Consider the following 14938-nt stretch of genomic DNA (forward strand, 5'->3'; position numbering starts at 1 on the left):
CGGCATGACGACGGCCAGGAGGGCCGCCGCTGCTTGCTCGTACCGCTGTCTTCTCCCGGAGGGGCCGGTACGGATGCGGCCCGGCCGGGGATTCAGCGCCCCGGAGCCCGCAGGTCGCCGAGTTCCTCGTTCATGGCGGCGAGGAACCTCAGGGCGATCGCGAGTTCCTCCTCGCTGAACCGGTGACGGGCGCTGTCGGTGGCCTCGGCCAGCGGCATGAAGGACGAGCGGGCCGCGGCCCTGCCTCGCTCCGCGTAGCGGATGTGGATGACGCGGCGGTCCTCGCTCTCCCTGGAGCGGGTGATGTGGCCGGCGCGCTCCAGCCTGTCGAGGCAGGCCGTGACGGCGCCCGAGGTGAGGCCGAGGTGCTCGCGCAGCCGGCCGGGAGTGAGGGGTGCGGGGCTGTCGAGGATGACGGACAGGGCCTGGACGTCCGTGGGGTGCAGCCCTTGACCGTGCGCGAATCCGTGGATCAGGCGGTTGATCTCCCCGTTCAACCGCCTCAATTGCACGGCGAAGGCATGGAGGCCCACCTCGCCGTTCCCCTCCGGGACACCTCCGCTGGACTTTCGCACACCCGTATCGGCCACCGGGCCAGCGTATAGAAGCATTCCGGCGGCCCGCGATGTGACGAACCGCCGGCGGCACAGGGCGCGTGCCGACCGGCATCGCACGCCGCGCGCCGACGGGTTCAGCGTTCGAAGTCCGCCAGGACTTCGCGGGCGGCCCTGGAACCGGAAGCCAGGGCACCCTGAAGCGAGCCGGTCGCCCGGTGGTCGCCGCAGACGTACCGGTGCAGGCCGAACCTGGTCGTCCGGATCAGCGGAAGGGGCGGGGACATGGCGGGAAGCGCGTCGTGAACCGTGTGCCGGCTCACCAACTGCCAGGTGTCCGTGTCGGCTCCGTACGCTTCGGCGAGCGCGGCCCGGACCACTGCCTCCTCCGTGGGATCGGGTGCACCGAGGACGGAGGTGGCAACGAGTCCGCGGCCGTCGGGGGCATGGCCGGGGTGCACCTCGCTGAGCACGCAGGTGTTGAGGAACCGGCGCCGCGTGTCGATCAGAAGCGTGGGCTCTCGGAGCGGCGAGCGATCGGCGGCGTGGTACAGGGTGGTGACCGTACGGCCGGGGGGCACGCTCAGCCCGGGCAGCAGCCGGACCGCCGCCGCCGGGTTGGTGGCGACGACGACGGCTCGGGCACGGCGTTCGCTACCGTCCGCCAGGGCCACCCCGTCGTCGGTCAGCCGGGCGATCGGGGTTCCGGTGCTGAGGACGCCGGGGGGAAGGCGGCCGGCGAGCTGGGCGGGGACCGCTCCGATGCCGTCGGCGGGCAGGCACAGCGTGCCGCGCACCATGCTGCGCCAGACCAAGTGGAAGAACCGGGACGAGGTCTCCAAACGGTCTTCGAGGAACACCCCGGACAGGAACGGCCTGAAGAAGGTCTCGACCAGTTCGGCGGAGATCCCGGCCTCGGCCAGCGCGGTGAGGGTCGTCCGGTCGGGCCGCGCGCGCAGGAGGCGCGGCGGCAGGAGCGTGTCCTGCGCGGTGAGGAATCCGAGCGCAGCGAGGTCGCGGGCCGTGGCCAGCCGGCCGGGAACCAGGTCGCGGCTCTCGCGTGGCCGCCGGGTGGGGTCCGTGAAGCGCAGCAGGCGGCCGCCGCCGGTGTGCACGAGCACGCCCGGGGTGAAGGGCCGCAGGCGCAGGGGGCGGAGTGCGAGACGGCGTTTGACTTGCGGGTACGAGGTGTTGAGCACCTGGAAACCGCGGTCGGTGACGAAGCCGGAGGAGCGGTCGGTGCGCATGCGCCCGCCGACCGCGTCCGAGGCCTCCACCAGGCTGACGCGGACCCCCCTGCCAGCAGGTCCGCGGCGCAGGCGAGGCCGGCGGCGCCCGCACCGACCACGATCACGTCCCGGCTGCTTCCCCGTTCCCGCTCCATGCGCGGTCACCTTCGCTTCAGGGTGATGGGGCTCCCGGCCCGGGAGAACGCCCGACCGGACCAGCGCCGGAGCCCCGGTGGCCAGGACGGGAACGGGCGGGGCAGGGCAGGCGCCACGTGGTCGGTCGGCGGTGACGTCGGCCAGCCGGGAGTGGTGACGTTCAGCGCCTGGCACCGCGCCCACGAGCGAGGGAAGGGACCGACATGGCGGTGCGCATCGGATACACGATGATGACCGAGCAGGCCGGGCCGCGTGAGCTGGTGGCCCACGTCGTGGGAGCGGAGAAGGCGGGATTCGACTTCGCGGTCATCTCGGACCACTCCTTCCCCTGGCTGCGCTCACAGGGGCACGCACCGTACGCGTGGAGCGTCCTCGGGGCGGCCGCGCAGGCGACCTCCCGGATACCGCTCATGACGTACGTGACATGCCCGACGTTCCGGTACCAGCTCTGGGACGTGCCCGACGAGCCGCCCCCCATCGGCATGGCCGTCTCGGGGCCCCGCTCGTGCGAGCTCGCCGGCCGGTACGGCGACCTCGTGATCGCCACGGAGCCGGAGCGGGAGCTCCTGGAAGCCTTCGATGCCCACGGCGGAGCGGGTAAACCGCGCGTCGGCCAGGTACCCGTGAGCTACGACACCGACCGCGAAGCGGCGGTGGCCCGGGCGCACGACCAGTTCCGCTGGGCACTGGGAGGCTGGGCGGTCAACGCCGAACTCCCGGAACCCACCAGCTTCGAGCGGGCCTCGCGGCACATCCGGCCCGAGGACGTCGCCGGGGCGATGGCCTGCGGCGCCGACGTGGACGCGTTCGTGGACGCCGTACGTCCCTACGGGGAAGCGGGGTTCACCGAGGTGGCCCTCGTCCAGATAGGCGGCGACCGCCAAGAACCGTTCCTGGAATGGGCCGAGGCAGAACTCCTGCCCGCGCTCCGGACCATGTGAGACGAAACCGGGCCGAGCCGACGTGCGGCCTCGGCCCGCGGTGAGGGAGGAGCCGGACATGACACGGCACTCGGAGTCCGTGCGGGAGGCCGGAGCGGCGCGCGTCGTGGTCGTCGGCGCGACCGGCAACGTGGGTACCAGCGTGGTGCGGTTGTTGGACGAGGACCCGGGCGTGGGCTCGGTGGTCGGTCTGGCGCGACGGGTGCCTCGCTGGCGGCCGCCGAAGACCCGATGGCGGGCGGTCGACATCGAGCCGGGCGGGGACGACCTCGCACCCCTCTTCGCCGGTGCGGACGCCGTGATCCACCTCGCCTGGAAATTCCAGCCCACCCACCATCCGGACGAGACCTGGCGCACCAACGTCCTCGGGAGCATCCGCGTCTTCGACGCCGTGGCCGCGGCGGGTGTGCCCGCCCTGGTCCACGCCTCCTCGGTCGGAGCGTACTCACCCGGCCCCGAGGACAGTGCCGTTGACGAGTCCTGGCCCACTCACGGCTGGCCGAAGGCCGCGTACACGCGGGAGAAGGCCTACCTCGAACGGGTGCTCGACGCCTACGAACGAGACCATCCGGGCGTCCGCGTGGTCCGGATGCGCCCCGCCTTCCTCTTCAAACGGGAGTCCGCATCCGAGCAGCGCCGCATCTTCGCCGGACGGCTGCTGCCGGGGCGGCTGGTCCGGCCCGGTCTCGTTCCCGTCGTGCCCGACCTGCGGGGGCTGCGCTTCCAGGCCTTGCACACCGACGACGCGGCCGCCGCCTACCTGGCCGCCGTCACCCGTCCGGTACGCGGGCCCTTCAACCTGGCGGCCGATCCGCCGTTGGACGCCACCGTCCTGGCCGGGCTCTTCGACGCGCGGAGCCTGCGGATGCCCACCGGTCCGCTACGGGCCGCCCTCGCCGTGGCCTGGCGGCTGCGTCTGGTTCCCGCCCCTCCCGGACTCTTCGACGCCGTGCTGCGCCTGCCGCTCATGGACTGCACGCGGGCGCGCGAGGAACTCGCGTGGGAGCCCCGGCGCACGGCCGTGGAGGCCTTCGAGGAGTTCCTCGCCGGCCTCCGGGGCGGAGCGGGCATGGAGACCGCGCCCCTCGCCCCCGACCGGGACGTCGCCGCACCCCCGGCCCACGGGCACCGGACGGGGGCGCGCACCGGGGCTCCCGGGGCGACGACCGGGGTTCCCGGGGCGATGGGGTGAGTGCACGGCCTTCGGCCGGGTAGCCGCAGCTCATGGACACCCAGGAACGCCCCCTCGCCCTCGTCACCGGAGCCTCCAGCGGCATCGGTCTGGAGCTGGCCCGTGAATGCGCGCGACACGGATACGACCTCGTGGTCGCGGCCGAGGACGAGCTCATCCACGAGGCGGCGGACCGGCTGCGTGTGCACGGCACCGCGGTCCACGCCGTGCGCACGGACCTCGCCACCTCCGACGGCGTCGGGCTGCTCGTCAGCGAGTTGCGCACGCACGACCGGCCCGTGAGCGCCGCCGTCCTCAACGCGGGCATCGGCCGGGCCGGCGCGTTCCTGGAGACGGACCCGGCGGATTCGGCCGAGGTGATCGACGTCAATGTGTCCTCCACGGTGCACTTGGCCAGGCACCTGCTGACGGGCATGGCCGCACGAGGCGAGGGCCGGCTGCTGATCACCTCGTCGGTCGCCGCCGAGCTGCCCGGGCCCTACAACGCCGTCTACAACGCTTCCAAGGCCTTCCTGCTCTCCTTCGCCCGCGCCCTGCGCGAGGAGCTGCGGGGCACAGGCGTCACGGTCACGGCTCTGATGCCGGGTGCGACGGACACCCGGTTCTTCGTACGGGCCGGGATGCTGGACACCCGTCTGGGACGGTCGAGGAAGGACGACCCGGCGCTCGTCGCGCGCCAGGGGTACCGGGCCCTCATGGCCGGCCGGCCGAGGAAGGTGGCCGGCTCCTCGCGCACCAGGAGCAGGGAGCTGCTCACCCGGTGCCTCCCCACCGAAGCCAGAGCTTCGCTGCACGCCCACTGGGCGCGGCCCCACGGCAGCCGGAGCCACCTGTGAGCCGGAGCCACCTGCAAGCCGGAACCGGCACAGCTCGTCCTGCCGATGCTCCAGCCGATCGGGGGGTAGGAGCGCATCATGTTCGCCACAACTCGTCGTCATCGAGGTACGTACGGCTGCGGCGGCGGCCGTATCCGCAGACCGTTCCTGAGGCGGGGGCCGGAGCACCTGGCACTCAGAGCGCCGGAATGAAGCGGAGCGGACTGGGCAGGCGTGCCGTAGCAGGTGGCCGGGCAGCCGGACGTCCGGACAGCCGGGCCGGCCGCAGGACCCGAGATCCGCGACCTGTGAGGAGGCCGCCGCCATGAGCCGCAACCGCGCCGCCCTCTTCGACGTCGACGGCACCCTCGCGGACACCAATCATCTCCACGTCGTCTCCTGGTGGGAGGCCCTGCGCCAGCACGGGCACCGCGTTCCGATGCACGACATCCACCGGGCCATCGGCCTGCCGGGCGAAGACCTCCTCGACCGCCTCCTCGAGGACGACCGCGACCGCGGCGACGACGAGCTGATGAGCGCCGCCCACGACGCCCTGTACGCGACCTACTTCGACCGGCTCCCCGCCCTGGACTCCGCAGCCGACCTCCTGCGGACCCTGTCGGAGGCGGGCTGGAAGGTGGTGCTGGTCACCTCCGCGAAGGACAGCGAACTGGGGGCCCTGCGCAGGGCCATCGACGCAGACGACGCCATCACCGACACCGCGACCTCCGACGACGTCGACCAGGGCAAGCCCGCCCCCGAGCCCCTGCAGCACGCCCTCGAACTGGCGGGGGCGCCGCCGGAGCGTGCGGTCTTCGTCGGCGACACCGTGTGGGACATGAAGACCGCGGTACGGGCCGGGGTGGCCGGTGTCGGTCTGCTGTGCGGCGGTATTCCACGCGGCGACCTGGAGGAGGCGGGAGCCGCTGCCGCCTACCGGGACCCGGCCGATCTGCTGGCCGAACTGGCCGACAGCCCGTTCTCCGCGGTGACGTCCGCGTGAGCCCGCTGCTGCACGGTTCCGGGACAGGCGGACGCCGGGGCAGCCGGGCCGTCCGCAAGGGCAGGAGGAGGGGACCGTGACCGCGACCAGAGGCGAACGCCGGCTCGTGCTCGTACGGCACGCCAAGTCCGCGCCCAAGGACGCCGGCCCCGACTTCGACCGGCCGCTGGCCGACCACGGCCGACGCGAGGCCCCGAAGACGGGCCTGTGGCTCGCGGAGTCCGGATACCGGCTCGACTTCGCGCTGTGCTCGTCGGCGCTGAGGACCAGGCAGACATGGCAGCTGCTGGCGCCCGGGCTGAGCGAACCACCCCCCGTCGTCTACGAGGACCGGCTGTACAAAGCCTCCCCCGACGCCCTGATGGCCGTACTGGGCGAGACGGACGAGGCCGTCACGGGCCTGCTGATGGTGGGCCACAATCCCGGCATCCACGAGCTGGCCGTCGCCTTGTGCGGGGAGGCCGGGGAGGCCGAGGAGGAGGTGACGCGCCTGCGGGAGCGCATCCGCGAAGGGTTCCCCACCGCGGCCGTCGTCGTCGTGACCCTGGCGGGCACCTGGCAGGAGCTCGCGCCGGGGGCAGGCCGGCCGACGGCGTTCTGGGCTCCTCACCACTGACGGCCGCCCGATGCGGCGGACGGGGAGGCTGATCATCAGGGTGATCGCCAGGTGGTCAACAGGGTGATCAGGAACGGCTGTTGTGGGGTTCGGGCGTCTCCTATGCTTCGTTTGCGCGTAGTCGGATCGACGGAGCGAGGGGGCAACGTGTTGACGGAGGCTTTGGGAGCGCTGGCCGCGGCTGGTGGTGCGGCGGTGGTGCAGGCCGCGGCCACCGACGCGTGGGGCGGGACGAGAGTGCTGGTGGCGCAGTGGTTCAGCCGGTCGGAGAGCTCGCGAGTACCCCAGGAGCTCGAACTCCTCGACGAGACCGCGCAGGTGCTCGGGGAGGCGGCTCCGGAGGAGCTGGCCGAGGTGACCGCGCACCACGAGGCCCTGTGGCGGGGCCGGTTCGAGGGCGCTCTGGCAGGTGGCCAGGACGCCGCCCACCAGGTGCGGGCGGCGGCCGAGCTGAAGGAATTGCTGGCCCGGATCGGGGCCGGCGGCGGTGTCTCCAGCGGCGACGGCGGCTTGTCGGCGGGCGGGAACGTCGAGATCCGGAGCATGCCGGGTTCGATCGCCGCGGGGGTGATCAACGGGGGAGCCGTCATCAACCCCCCTCTGCCGCCGGAGCGGACCCAGGGCTGAACCACTCCGGGAGCACGAGCCCCATCACGATCAACGCCTCCACCGTCCACGGTGGCATCCATTTCGGATCCGGCCCGCCGCAGCCCGACCGGCCGACGGTGGTCATCGGCGTCCACGCCGACGAGGGACGGCCGGCCGACATCTCCTACGAGGTGTCGCGAGCCGCGCCCGGCCTGGTGATCCGGCCGGTGAACCGCTATCTCAGCAGCCTGCGCTCCGGGGCGACCTTGGAGGACGGGTGGGGATGGGCATTCCGATGGCCGGTCCTGGACGTCAAGGTGGTCAACAACACCTCGGAGGCGGTCCTGCTCCACGAGGCCATCCTGGACGTCAGGTCCTCCGCGCCGGATCTGCGCACCATCCCCGTCCTCACCTACCTCAGCACCGCCATCAAGGTGCGCAACGACGGCTGGGGTCCGCTGGAGGACTGCACCCTCAGGTTCTCCCTCTTCGCCGCGCCGGGGTCGTCGAGGCCCGTCGGCGGCCCGTTCGTGCTGCGTTCCTCCGACCTCGAATCCAGCAGGGACCGGCGCTCCGCCTCCTCTTCCCCTTCCGCCTCCTCTTCCTCCTGGTCCGTGGCGGACGCGCTCCGGTCGTGCGGCGTGGACACGAAGGCCTTCGAGAGGCTGAAGAGATCGCTTGAGGGAGATCTCATGGCTTCGGAGCCCAGTCAGGCGACGATCCGCTCCGTCCTCGGCCCCTTCGCCGACCGGCAAGCCGCATACGTCGAAGGGACCCTGGAGTACACGCACCCGGGCCCGGACGGCACGCCGGTCCGTTCGAGCAACTCGGTCCGAGGCAGGCTCCCCCTGTACCTCGGTCCTCCCCGGATCGGGGCGTACCTGCCGCCGGGGCACGCCTACTCGACGGTCCTGCCGTCGGCGGGTCGCGCGTACCGGGTTTCGGTGCCGCTCTCCCAGTTCGTCCAGAGCGGCGAGGCCGACCGGTTCCTCGTCACCATCGCCTCGGACCGTTCGGCAGTCCACGACTTCTCGCTGGTCCTCAAGTGCAACGATGGAGAAGTCGTGGTCGCCGAGCACGTCAAGCTCGAGTTGTTCCTCCCGCGTTCGAGGGCGGACGGCGCACCGCGGCTTCCAGAGGCGGGAGTTGACGGCGATCCCGGCAACGGCCCGGGGTCCGGTCGCCGACGGACGTCCTCGCCGGATCCGGTCGGCCGGGAGGCGAGTTGGTGGCGGAGGGCCCTGGGCTGGTCGAGGAGATAGGGCGCATATAATCCCAGCTTCCGCACCGAAGGAGCCACCGACCGTGATCGTGATAGCCCACCTCAGTGACGTCCACCTCGACGGCGGAGACCGGGCCGCCGAGCGGACCCGCGTGGTCATGGAGTACCTGGAGGGGCTCCCGTACGAGCTCGACGCGGTGCTGGTGAGCGGTGACATCGCCGATCACGCGCGCGCGGAGGAGTACGAGGAGGCGCGCAAGGCCCTCGGCTCCCGCCATCCGCTGGTCGTCTGCCCCGGGAACCACGACGACCGCGCCGCCTTCCGGCGCGGTCTACTGGGGGAGGAACGCCCGTCCGCGGCACCGGTCGACCAGGTGCTGCGCGGCGACGGCTTCGTCCTCGCGGTGTGCGATTCGTCCGTACCCGGTGAACACCGGGGGTACCTGGAGGACTCGACGATCGCCTGGCTGGACGGGGTGCTCACCGAGACACCGCGCGAGGTGCCCGTCCTGGTCGCCTTCCACCACCCGCCCGTCGCGCTGCACATCCCGTACGTGGACGGCATCCGGCAGTTCGGCGAGGAGCGGCTGGCGGCGCTGGCCGAGCGGCACCCGCACCTGACGGCGTTCCTGTGCGGACACGCCCACACCGGCGCGGCGACCACCTTCGCGGGGCGGCCGCTGCTCGTGGCTCCGGGCGTGGTGTCCACGACGCGGCTCCCCTGGGAGGCGGCGTCGGGGGAGAGCGAGTACATCCACACGGACGAGCCGCCGGCCGTGGCCTTCCACGTGATCGGTGAGGACGGCCGGCTGACGACGCACTACAGGGTGGTCGTGGCCCGCCGGTAGCCGGAGCCGTCGCGGGTCCGGGTGAGGTGCCCGGCGATGACCAGGTACCGCCGCAGCGCCGCGCAGTCCTCGTGGACGGTGAGCAGCAGACCGTTCACCTCGGGCTCCGTGTACGCGCGGTCCGCCTCGAAGAGGGTCTCGGTGAGGTGGACGAGCAACTGCTCGCGACGGGCCGCCTTGCGCGGGATCGCGGCGAGGCGGCCGCCGGCGGTGAACAGGTCGGCGACGCCGCGGCGGGTGGGCGTACGGGTTTCTGTGGTGCTCTGTGACATGCCGTCGAGCTTCACCCGGCCGGTCGCCCCGGGGCAACGGGTTTTCCAGAACCGTCCCACCTGTCGGCAGGCGATGGAGTTCCCCGCCCACCGCTGAGGCCCTGGCGTACGAAGGCCCGCCGGCCCCGGAGCGGTCCGGGGGCCGGCGGGCTTCCTCGTGCACGGGGGGTGTCAGGGGCCGACGGTGATCTGTTGTGCGGGGTTGGTGGTGTCGGTGACCTTGTACACGGCGTTGAAGGTGGACGCGGTCGCGCTCGTCGGGCAGCCGAAGCCGCCGGTGACGGTGACCGGCACCGAGGCGTTGGTGAAGGTCAGGCTCGGCGGGGCGCCGTTCGTCCAGGTCCCCGGGACGCTCGCGGGTCCGGAGGGGGCGGCGGTGACCGTGCAGACGGCGAGGCCGCTGGTCTGGACGACGAGCCCGCCCGCGGGCACGGTCATGGTGGCGGTGATGGGGGAGCCGTTCTGCATCGACACCGACCAGGCGCCGCTGGTCGTGACCGTGGGGGTCACGCCCCACATGCTGGAGGTGCAGGAGCTGTACGTGGGCGGCGAGATCGGCGAGGAGACGGGGCCCGCCGGGTTGTTGTTGCCGGGGGCGGCCGGCACCGTTCCGGTGGACACCGAGACCGTACAAGTGACGGTGACGGAACCGGCTTTGAGGGTGGCCTTCCCGCTGAGGGTGGCCTTGAAGGCGTGCCCGGCCGGGGTGACGGTGGTCGACCCGGCCAGGGGTAAGGGCAGGGCGGTGGCGGAGGCCGGGGCGAGGGACATGGCTCCGGCCGTGGCGGCCGCGGCGAGCGCGAGCGTGGTGGTGCGCGTACGGCTCATGGCTGTACTCCTTGGGGATCGTGGTGCTGTGGGGGAGCGGCCGTGGGGGACGCGGCCGTGGGGGACGCAGCGGTGGGGGACTGGGCCGTGGGGGACTCTGCCGTGGGGGACGCAGCGGTGGGGGACTGGGCCGTGGGGGTGCCGGGCCCGGATGACTCCGGGTCCCGTGCGGCGCCGGGGCGCGGGGCGGCGTACGGCTGCCAGGCGAACATCAGGCCGCCGCCGAGGATGCCGAGCAGGGTGCCGATCAGGAATCCGCCGAGGTTCGACAGGACGAGCGCGGCCGTGGCGATGAGGGTGGTGAGGACTCCGGCCAGGGCGCGCTGGGGCGGGGAGAACCAGGCGGTGAGGCCGAGCACGATCATGACGATGCCCATCAGGACGGACGGGATCCCCGCCACCCCTTGCTGGAGCATGATCTTCAAGGGCGCGAGCGGCAGGGCGCAGATCTCGGCCCCGGCGAGGATGGCGAACAGCCCGCCCCAGAAGGGCCGGCCGCGCCGCCAGCGCCGCCAGCGACTCAGAAGCATTCCTTCTTGCCCTTGCTGATGTTCATGTTCAGCCCGGAGAGCTTGAAGGTGCCCGCGTTGGTCGCCCAGGCCGTCTGGCGGAGATCGGTGATGCTGACGGTGTCGGCCTGCTGGGCGAACAGGTCCTGCATGCCCACCGCGTCCGCCGGCCCCTTGTCGAGGGTGGAGGCGTCGCGGCCGATCTCGATGTTGGTGAAGACCGCGTCACCGGAGAGCTGGGTGGCGTCCACGAAGAGGTTGCTCGCCTCGACGGGGGCCTTCTGGCCGGCGGTGAGGTTGAGCGAGATGTCCCCGATGATCGGGAGCGTGGTCACCACCGACTGGCAGAGGCTGTGCAGCTTGGCCTCCTTGATGGCGGTGACCGCCACCGGGATGAGCTCCTCGCGGGCGTTCACGTCCACGCTGCCGTACTGGGCGAAGCCCTCGCCCTCCAGGCTCTTCGCCGACACCTTGAACTGCTGGCCCGAGACGGCGAAGGAGGCGGCGAGCGCGCCCTGCGCGAGGGCGATGCCGAGGCCGGCGGTCACGGCGACGGCGGGGAGGGTCAGTACGGCGAACCGGCGCCAGCGGACCCTGCCCGCATCGTCGGCCCGCTCGGATAACTTCGGGGAATCTGCCATGAGATCGTCCCTTATGTTCGGCTGTGCACCGTTGTTTGTTACCGACGAGTTGAATGTAAGAGTGCCAATGGGGGTTGGCAAGGTTGCTCGGGCGTACCTTTTCGGCCGAGTCCTACTCGCCAGTCACGCCCCGGAAGACTCCGTGCGCAGCAGCTCGGAGACTTCGGCGTCCACCCGCCGGGCCATCGCCCGGGCGAACTCGGCGGCCACGACCCCGCCCGCCAGCGGACGCAGCGCCGCGACCGCCTCGGTGATGTGCCGCAGGCGCGTGGCCGAAAGCTGCTCCAGCCCGTCCGCGCCGATCACGTGCGCGCTGAACAGGGCGACGAACCGGTCCGCGACCGCGGCCGCCTGCGTTTGTACGAAGTCCCCCGCGTCCAGGACCTCCCCGAGCGGCACCCCCGCCCGCACCAGCGTCACCGTCGCCTCCAGCAGTCGCCGGCTGCGGTGCCTGACCAGGTCCCCGTCGATCGTCACGTATCCCAGCTCGGCCGCCCGCCGGGTGTCCTCGGGGGAGGCCGTCGGGCCGAACAGCTCCCGCAGCTCGGCCCGGGACATGACGACCGGCTCCTCCTGCTCCCAGTCGCGGGTCATCTCCCGCTCCAGGCCCAGCAGTTGGGAGAGCCCGCCGCCCTGCTCCCAGGCCGCCAGCAGCTCGGCTATGCCGTTGACGGTGTAGCCGCGCCCCAACAGGTCGCTGATCAGGCGCAGTCGGGTGAGGTGGTCGTCGGAGTACCAGGCGATCCGCCCCTCCCGGCGTGGTGCCGGGAGGAGTCCGCGCTCCTGGTAGTAGCGCAGGTTGCGCACCTTCACCCCGGCCGCGCGGGCCAGTTCATCCCGGCGGTAGTGCCCGCCGACGGCCGCGTCCTGATCCACCTGACTGCTCACGCGGCCGAGTGTAGGACGTGGTGACGGGCCTACCGGCGGGTTAGGCCGCGGCGGTCGGGAGATCGCCGCACAGCGGGTACCGCCAGGTCACGCGCCGCGCGGCTGCTCGCGCCGCTTGACCGCCCGCAGGACCACGAACTTCGGCTCGCTCGCGGCGACTTCGCTGTTGCCGAAGAGCCGGCGCAGGTGCGTGTGGTACCCCATGTGGCGGTTGGCCACCACCCACAGCTCGCCGCCCGGCCGCAGCACCTTGCGCGACTGCGCGAACATCCGCAGCGCCGTCGCGTCGGTCGTCGCCTGGTGGGAGTGGAAGGGCGGATTGCAGAGCACCAGGTCCACCGAACCGGGCGGCAGCATCGAGACCCCGTCCCCGACGATGAACTCGGCGCGGTCCAGGCGTCCTTGGATATTGGCGCGGTACGTGGCCTCGGCCGAGGCCACCGCCTGGTACGACTCGTCCGTGAAGACGACCTCGGCCTCCGGGTCGGCCACCGCGACCGCCGTGCCGACGATGCCGTTGCCGCAGCCCAGGTCGACGACGCGGGCCCCGTCCGTGTTGGTCGGAATGCTCTGCAGGAAGAAGCGGGTGCCGACGTCGAGGCGGTCCGCGCAGAAGATCCCGGCGTGGTTGACCACGGTCAGACCGGAGCCCGACCCGGCGTCCTGGTCGACGGTGTACGTCACCGGCCACGGGCCGTCGGTCCGGGGATGCGCGGCTCCGGGGTTGCCGGGCGTGCAGAAGATCAGACGGGCCTTCTTCTCGGCCAGCGAGGTCTTCGTCGGGCCGAGGATCTTCTCGAAGAGCCGCAGCGTGGAGGTGTGGATCTCCTTCACCATGCCGGCGCCGACGACGACGGTCCCGGCATGCACGTGCGGGGCGAGGCGGTAGAGCATGTCCTCCAGCAGCGCCAGGCTCTTGGGCACCCGCACCAGGAGCACGTCGATCCGCTCCGGCGGGGCGTCCTGCGTCGTCAGCAGGGTCACGGTGCTCTTGGCGGTCCCGATGCCGTTGCGGTCCAGATTGGCCGCGGTGGCGGAGCGGGTCAGGCTGGAGTCGGTGATCTGGGTCGGGTGGTGCGCGGCCAGCGCCGTCGTCAGCGCCCCCCAGCGGTCCCCGATCACGGTGATCTGCCCGGCGCCGGCCAGATCCACCGGGCCGCGTTCACCCGTACCGGATTCGAGGTGGCGGAGCAGGTACTCGTCGGCGGCGTCCCATGCGAAGAGCCGGTCGCGCGGGTCCTCGGGGAAGCGGGCGAGCTCGTAGGAGCCGAAGGGCGTGGTCAGACGGTTCATATTGCCCCCAGGCTAACCGAGGGACCGCCCCGGTCCCGCACGGGCGGGGCCGGGAGAGTGGGCGCTGCTGCACACGGCCCCGCCGAAGGCCCGGCCCGGACCCGGTCCCGCACTGCGCTGCTACCGCTCCGGGACCGGCTCCGGGCCGGGCCTGCGACCGCTCCGGTACCGCTACTCCGGGAAGTCCCCGGCCATCGCGGCGGCGATCCGCAGGTACGGAGCCGCCTCGGCGGCCCGGCCCTGGCGCTCCAGGGTCCGCCCGAGCATCAGCTGCGCGTAGTCCTCCACGGGCCAGCGGTCCAAGAGGGCGCGGAGCTCGCGCTCGGCCTTGGAGAGCTGGGCGGAGTGGTAGTAGGCGCGGGCCAGCAGCAGCCGGGGAGCCAGCAGCTCGGGGGCCTCGGCCGCCACGCCGTGCAGGACGCGGGCGGCGTTCGCGTACTCCTTCGCCTCGAAGAAGAGCCGGCCGCGGTCCCAGCGCTCGGCGGCGGTCCCGTGCTCCAGGTAGCCCTGCTGCACGTCGATCGCTCCCGTTCCGCCCATCACGTCCATCGGATCCCTTCCGCCGTACAGGTGCCGTGCTCTGCCGTGCTCTGCCGTGCTCTGCTCGGCTGTGCCCTGCTGTGCTCGTCGTTCCGTCCGGCTGCTGCAACACGCGGATCCGTACGCACATTCCCATGACCGCGGCGGCGGCGCCGGGGCTAAGTTGTGCGGTATGAGCAATCTCGATCGCCAGCCCGCTCTCTCCACCTGCGGCGGCCGCGGGTTCGTCGTCGCCGAGCCGGTGCGCGAGCTCCTGAGCCCGCGCACCGTCAAACTCGGCGAGTCCACCGAGGTCCGGCGGCTCCTGCCGAACCTGGGCCGCCGCATGGTCGGCGCCTGGTGCTTCGTCGACCATTACGGTCCCGACGACATCGCGGACGAGCCCGGTATGGCGGTGGCCCCGCACCCCCACTCGGGGCTCCAGACGGTCAGCTGGCTCCACGAGGGCGAGGTGCTGCACCGCGACAGCGTCGGCAGCCTGGCGACGATCCGCCCGCGCGAGCTCGGCCTGATGACCTCCGGCCGGGGCATCAGCCACTCCGAGGAGAGCCCGCGCCCGCACGCCCGCTTCCTGCACGGCGCGCAGCTGTGGGTGGCCCTCCCGGACGCGCACCGCGACGTGGACCCGCACTTCCAGCACCACCCGGACCTCCCGCAGGTCAGCGCCCCGGGCCTGAGAAGCCGTTGTCGTACCGATCATGGAACGTGCAGGTCGAACAAGGTTCCTGGTCGGGTGATCTTGCGGTGGTGCGGACATGAAGGCGGGGCCTCTTGGTAGCTCGGGGGTGCGAACCTCACCGAGC

General features: G+C 72.4%; 16 protein-coding genes and 2 pseudogenes. 9 read left to right on the forward strand and 9 right to left on the reverse strand.

Features of this window, described 5'->3' with window-relative positions; all coding sequences use genetic code 11:
* Positions 1-92: 92 nt before the first annotated feature.
* The gene (locus tag AC061S_RS27845; protein ID WP_478688629.1) at positions 93-590 is read right to left on the reverse strand and encodes a MarR family winged helix-turn-helix transcriptional regulator; all 498 of its coding nucleotides are present in this window, start codon (positions 588-590) and stop codon (positions 93-95) included.
* Positions 591-691: 101 nt separating this feature from the next.
* Positions 692-1938, reverse strand: a pseudogene (locus AC061S_RS27850) (NAD(P)/FAD-dependent oxidoreductase).
* A gap of 204 nt (positions 1939-2142) precedes the next feature.
* Here AC061S_RS27850 and AC061S_RS27855 point away from each other — a divergent pair.
* The 8 genes from AC061S_RS27855 to AC061S_RS27890 all read left to right on the forward strand — a co-directional run bounded on the left by AC061S_RS27855 (position 2143) and on the right by AC061S_RS27890 (position 9164).
* Entirely contained in the window at positions 2143-2880 is a 738-nt protein-coding gene (locus AC061S_RS27855) for an LLM class flavin-dependent oxidoreductase (RefSeq protein WP_478688630.1), read from the forward strand.
* A 58-nt stretch (positions 2881-2938) separates the two neighbouring features.
* Positions 2939-4072, forward strand: a complete 1134-nt coding sequence (locus AC061S_RS27860) for an NAD-dependent epimerase/dehydratase family protein (RefSeq protein WP_478688631.1) — start codon at positions 2939-2941, stop codon at positions 4070-4072.
* A gap of 32 nt (positions 4073-4104) precedes the next feature.
* Positions 4105-4908, forward strand: coding sequence for an SDR family NAD(P)-dependent oxidoreductase (locus tag AC061S_RS27865; protein ID WP_478688632.1), 804 nt, complete (start codon positions 4105-4107; stop codon positions 4906-4908).
* A gap of 304 nt (positions 4909-5212) precedes the next feature.
* Positions 5213-5890, forward strand: a complete 678-nt coding sequence (locus tag AC061S_RS27870) for an HAD family hydrolase (RefSeq protein WP_478688633.1) — start codon at positions 5213-5215, stop codon at positions 5888-5890.
* A gap of 76 nt (positions 5891-5966) precedes the next feature.
* On the forward strand, positions 5967-6506 hold the full coding sequence (locus AC061S_RS27875) for a SixA phosphatase family protein (RefSeq protein ID WP_478688634.1): 540 nt from the start codon (positions 5967-5969) through the stop codon (positions 6504-6506).
* Between the two features lie 150 nt (positions 6507-6656).
* Positions 6657-7133 carry a hypothetical protein gene (locus AC061S_RS27880; RefSeq protein ID WP_478688635.1) on the forward strand — a complete coding sequence of 159 codons (477 nt, stop codon included), beginning with the start codon at positions 6657-6659 and terminating at the stop codon, positions 7131-7133.
* A gap of 98 nt (positions 7134-7231) precedes the next feature.
* On the forward strand, positions 7232-8356 hold the full coding sequence (locus tag AC061S_RS27885; protein WP_478688636.1) for a hypothetical protein: 1125 nt from the start codon (positions 7232-7234) through the stop codon (positions 8354-8356).
* A gap of 43 nt (positions 8357-8399) precedes the next feature.
* Positions 8400-9164, forward strand: a complete 765-nt coding sequence (locus tag AC061S_RS27890) for a metallophosphoesterase (RefSeq protein WP_478688637.1) — start codon at positions 8400-8402, stop codon at positions 9162-9164.
* Here AC061S_RS27890 and AC061S_RS27895 read toward each other — a convergent pair.
* The 7 genes from AC061S_RS27895 to AC061S_RS27925 all read right to left on the reverse strand — a co-directional run bounded on the left by AC061S_RS27895 (position 9137) and on the right by AC061S_RS27925 (position 14135).
* Positions 9137-9436 (reverse strand): DUF2087 domain-containing protein, encoded by a 300-nt coding sequence (locus AC061S_RS27895; RefSeq protein WP_478688638.1) that lies wholly within the window; start codon positions 9434-9436, stop codon positions 9137-9139. The two genes, AC061S_RS27890 and AC061S_RS27895, sit on opposite strands and share 28 nt — an antisense overlap.
* Positions 9437-9607: 171 nt before the next feature.
* Positions 9608-10264, reverse strand: a complete 657-nt coding sequence (locus AC061S_RS27900; protein WP_478688639.1) for a hypothetical protein — start codon at positions 10262-10264, stop codon at positions 9608-9610.
* Positions 10261-10794, reverse strand: a complete 534-nt coding sequence (locus tag AC061S_RS27905) for a DUF6114 domain-containing protein (protein ID WP_478688640.1) — start codon at positions 10792-10794, stop codon at positions 10261-10263. Before AC061S_RS27905 ends, AC061S_RS27900 begins: the two co-directional genes overlap by 4 nt.
* Complete coding sequence (locus tag AC061S_RS27910) at positions 10785-11414, reverse strand: DUF6230 family protein (protein ID WP_478688641.1); 630 nt, start codon at positions 11412-11414, stop codon at positions 10785-10787. Before AC061S_RS27910 ends, AC061S_RS27905 begins: the two co-directional genes overlap by 10 nt.
* 123 nt (positions 11415-11537) lie before the next feature.
* Positions 11538-12302 carry a MerR family transcriptional regulator gene (locus AC061S_RS27915; RefSeq protein ID WP_478688642.1) on the reverse strand — a complete coding sequence of 255 codons (765 nt, stop codon included), beginning with the start codon at positions 12300-12302 and terminating at the stop codon, positions 11538-11540.
* 87 nt (positions 12303-12389) lie between these two features.
* Positions 12390-13595, reverse strand: a complete 1206-nt coding sequence (locus AC061S_RS27920; protein ID WP_478688643.1) for a methyltransferase — start codon at positions 13593-13595, stop codon at positions 12390-12392.
* 171 nt (positions 13596-13766) lie between these two features.
* Positions 13767-14135 (reverse strand): tetratricopeptide repeat protein, encoded by a 369-nt coding sequence (locus AC061S_RS27925; RefSeq protein WP_478688644.1) that lies wholly within the window; start codon positions 14133-14135, stop codon positions 13767-13769.
* 172 nt (positions 14136-14307) lie between these two features.
* Between AC061S_RS27925 and AC061S_RS27930 the strand changes: the two are divergent.
* Positions 14308-14811, forward strand: a pseudogene (locus AC061S_RS27930) (pirin family protein); the annotation flags it as partial.
* Positions 14812-14938 lie beyond the last annotated feature (127 nt).

The sequence above is a fragment of the Streptomyces sp. CA189 genome (assembly GCF_056428985.1).

Bases quoted from the DNA above. Each gene is read 5' to 3' on its own strand.
- AC061S_RS27920 (WP_478688643.1), bottom strand. From the start codon at position 13,595: ATGAACCGTCTGACCACGCCCTTCGGCTCCTACGAGCTCGCCCGCTTC.
- AC061S_RS27855 (WP_478688630.1), top strand. From the start codon at position 2,143: ATGGCGGTGCGCATCGGATACACGATGATGACCGAGCAGGCCGGGCCG.
- AC061S_RS27895 (WP_478688638.1), bottom strand. From the start codon at position 9,436: ATGTCACAGAGCACCACAGAAACCCGTACGCCCACCCGCCGCGGCGTC.
- AC061S_RS27925 (WP_478688644.1), bottom strand. From the start codon at position 14,135: ATGGGCGGAACGGGAGCGATCGACGTGCAGCAGGGCTACCTGGAGCAC.
- AC061S_RS27865 (WP_478688632.1), top strand. From the start codon at position 4,105: ATGGACACCCAGGAACGCCCCCTCGCCCTCGTCACCGGAGCCTCCAGC.
- AC061S_RS27910 (WP_478688641.1), bottom strand. From the start codon at position 11,414: ATGGCAGATTCCCCGAAGTTATCCGAGCGGGCCGACGATGCGGGCAGG.
- AC061S_RS27860 (WP_478688631.1), top strand. From the start codon at position 2,939: ATGACACGGCACTCGGAGTCCGTGCGGGAGGCCGGAGCGGCGCGCGTC.
- AC061S_RS27905 (WP_478688640.1), bottom strand. From the start codon at position 10,794: ATGCTTCTGAGTCGCTGGCGGCGCTGGCGGCGCGGCCGGCCCTTCTGG.
- AC061S_RS27900 (WP_478688639.1), bottom strand. From the start codon at position 10,264: ATGAGCCGTACGCGCACCACCACGCTCGCGCTCGCCGCGGCCGCCACG.
- AC061S_RS27870 (WP_478688633.1), top strand. From the start codon at position 5,213: ATGAGCCGCAACCGCGCCGCCCTCTTCGACGTCGACGGCACCCTCGCG.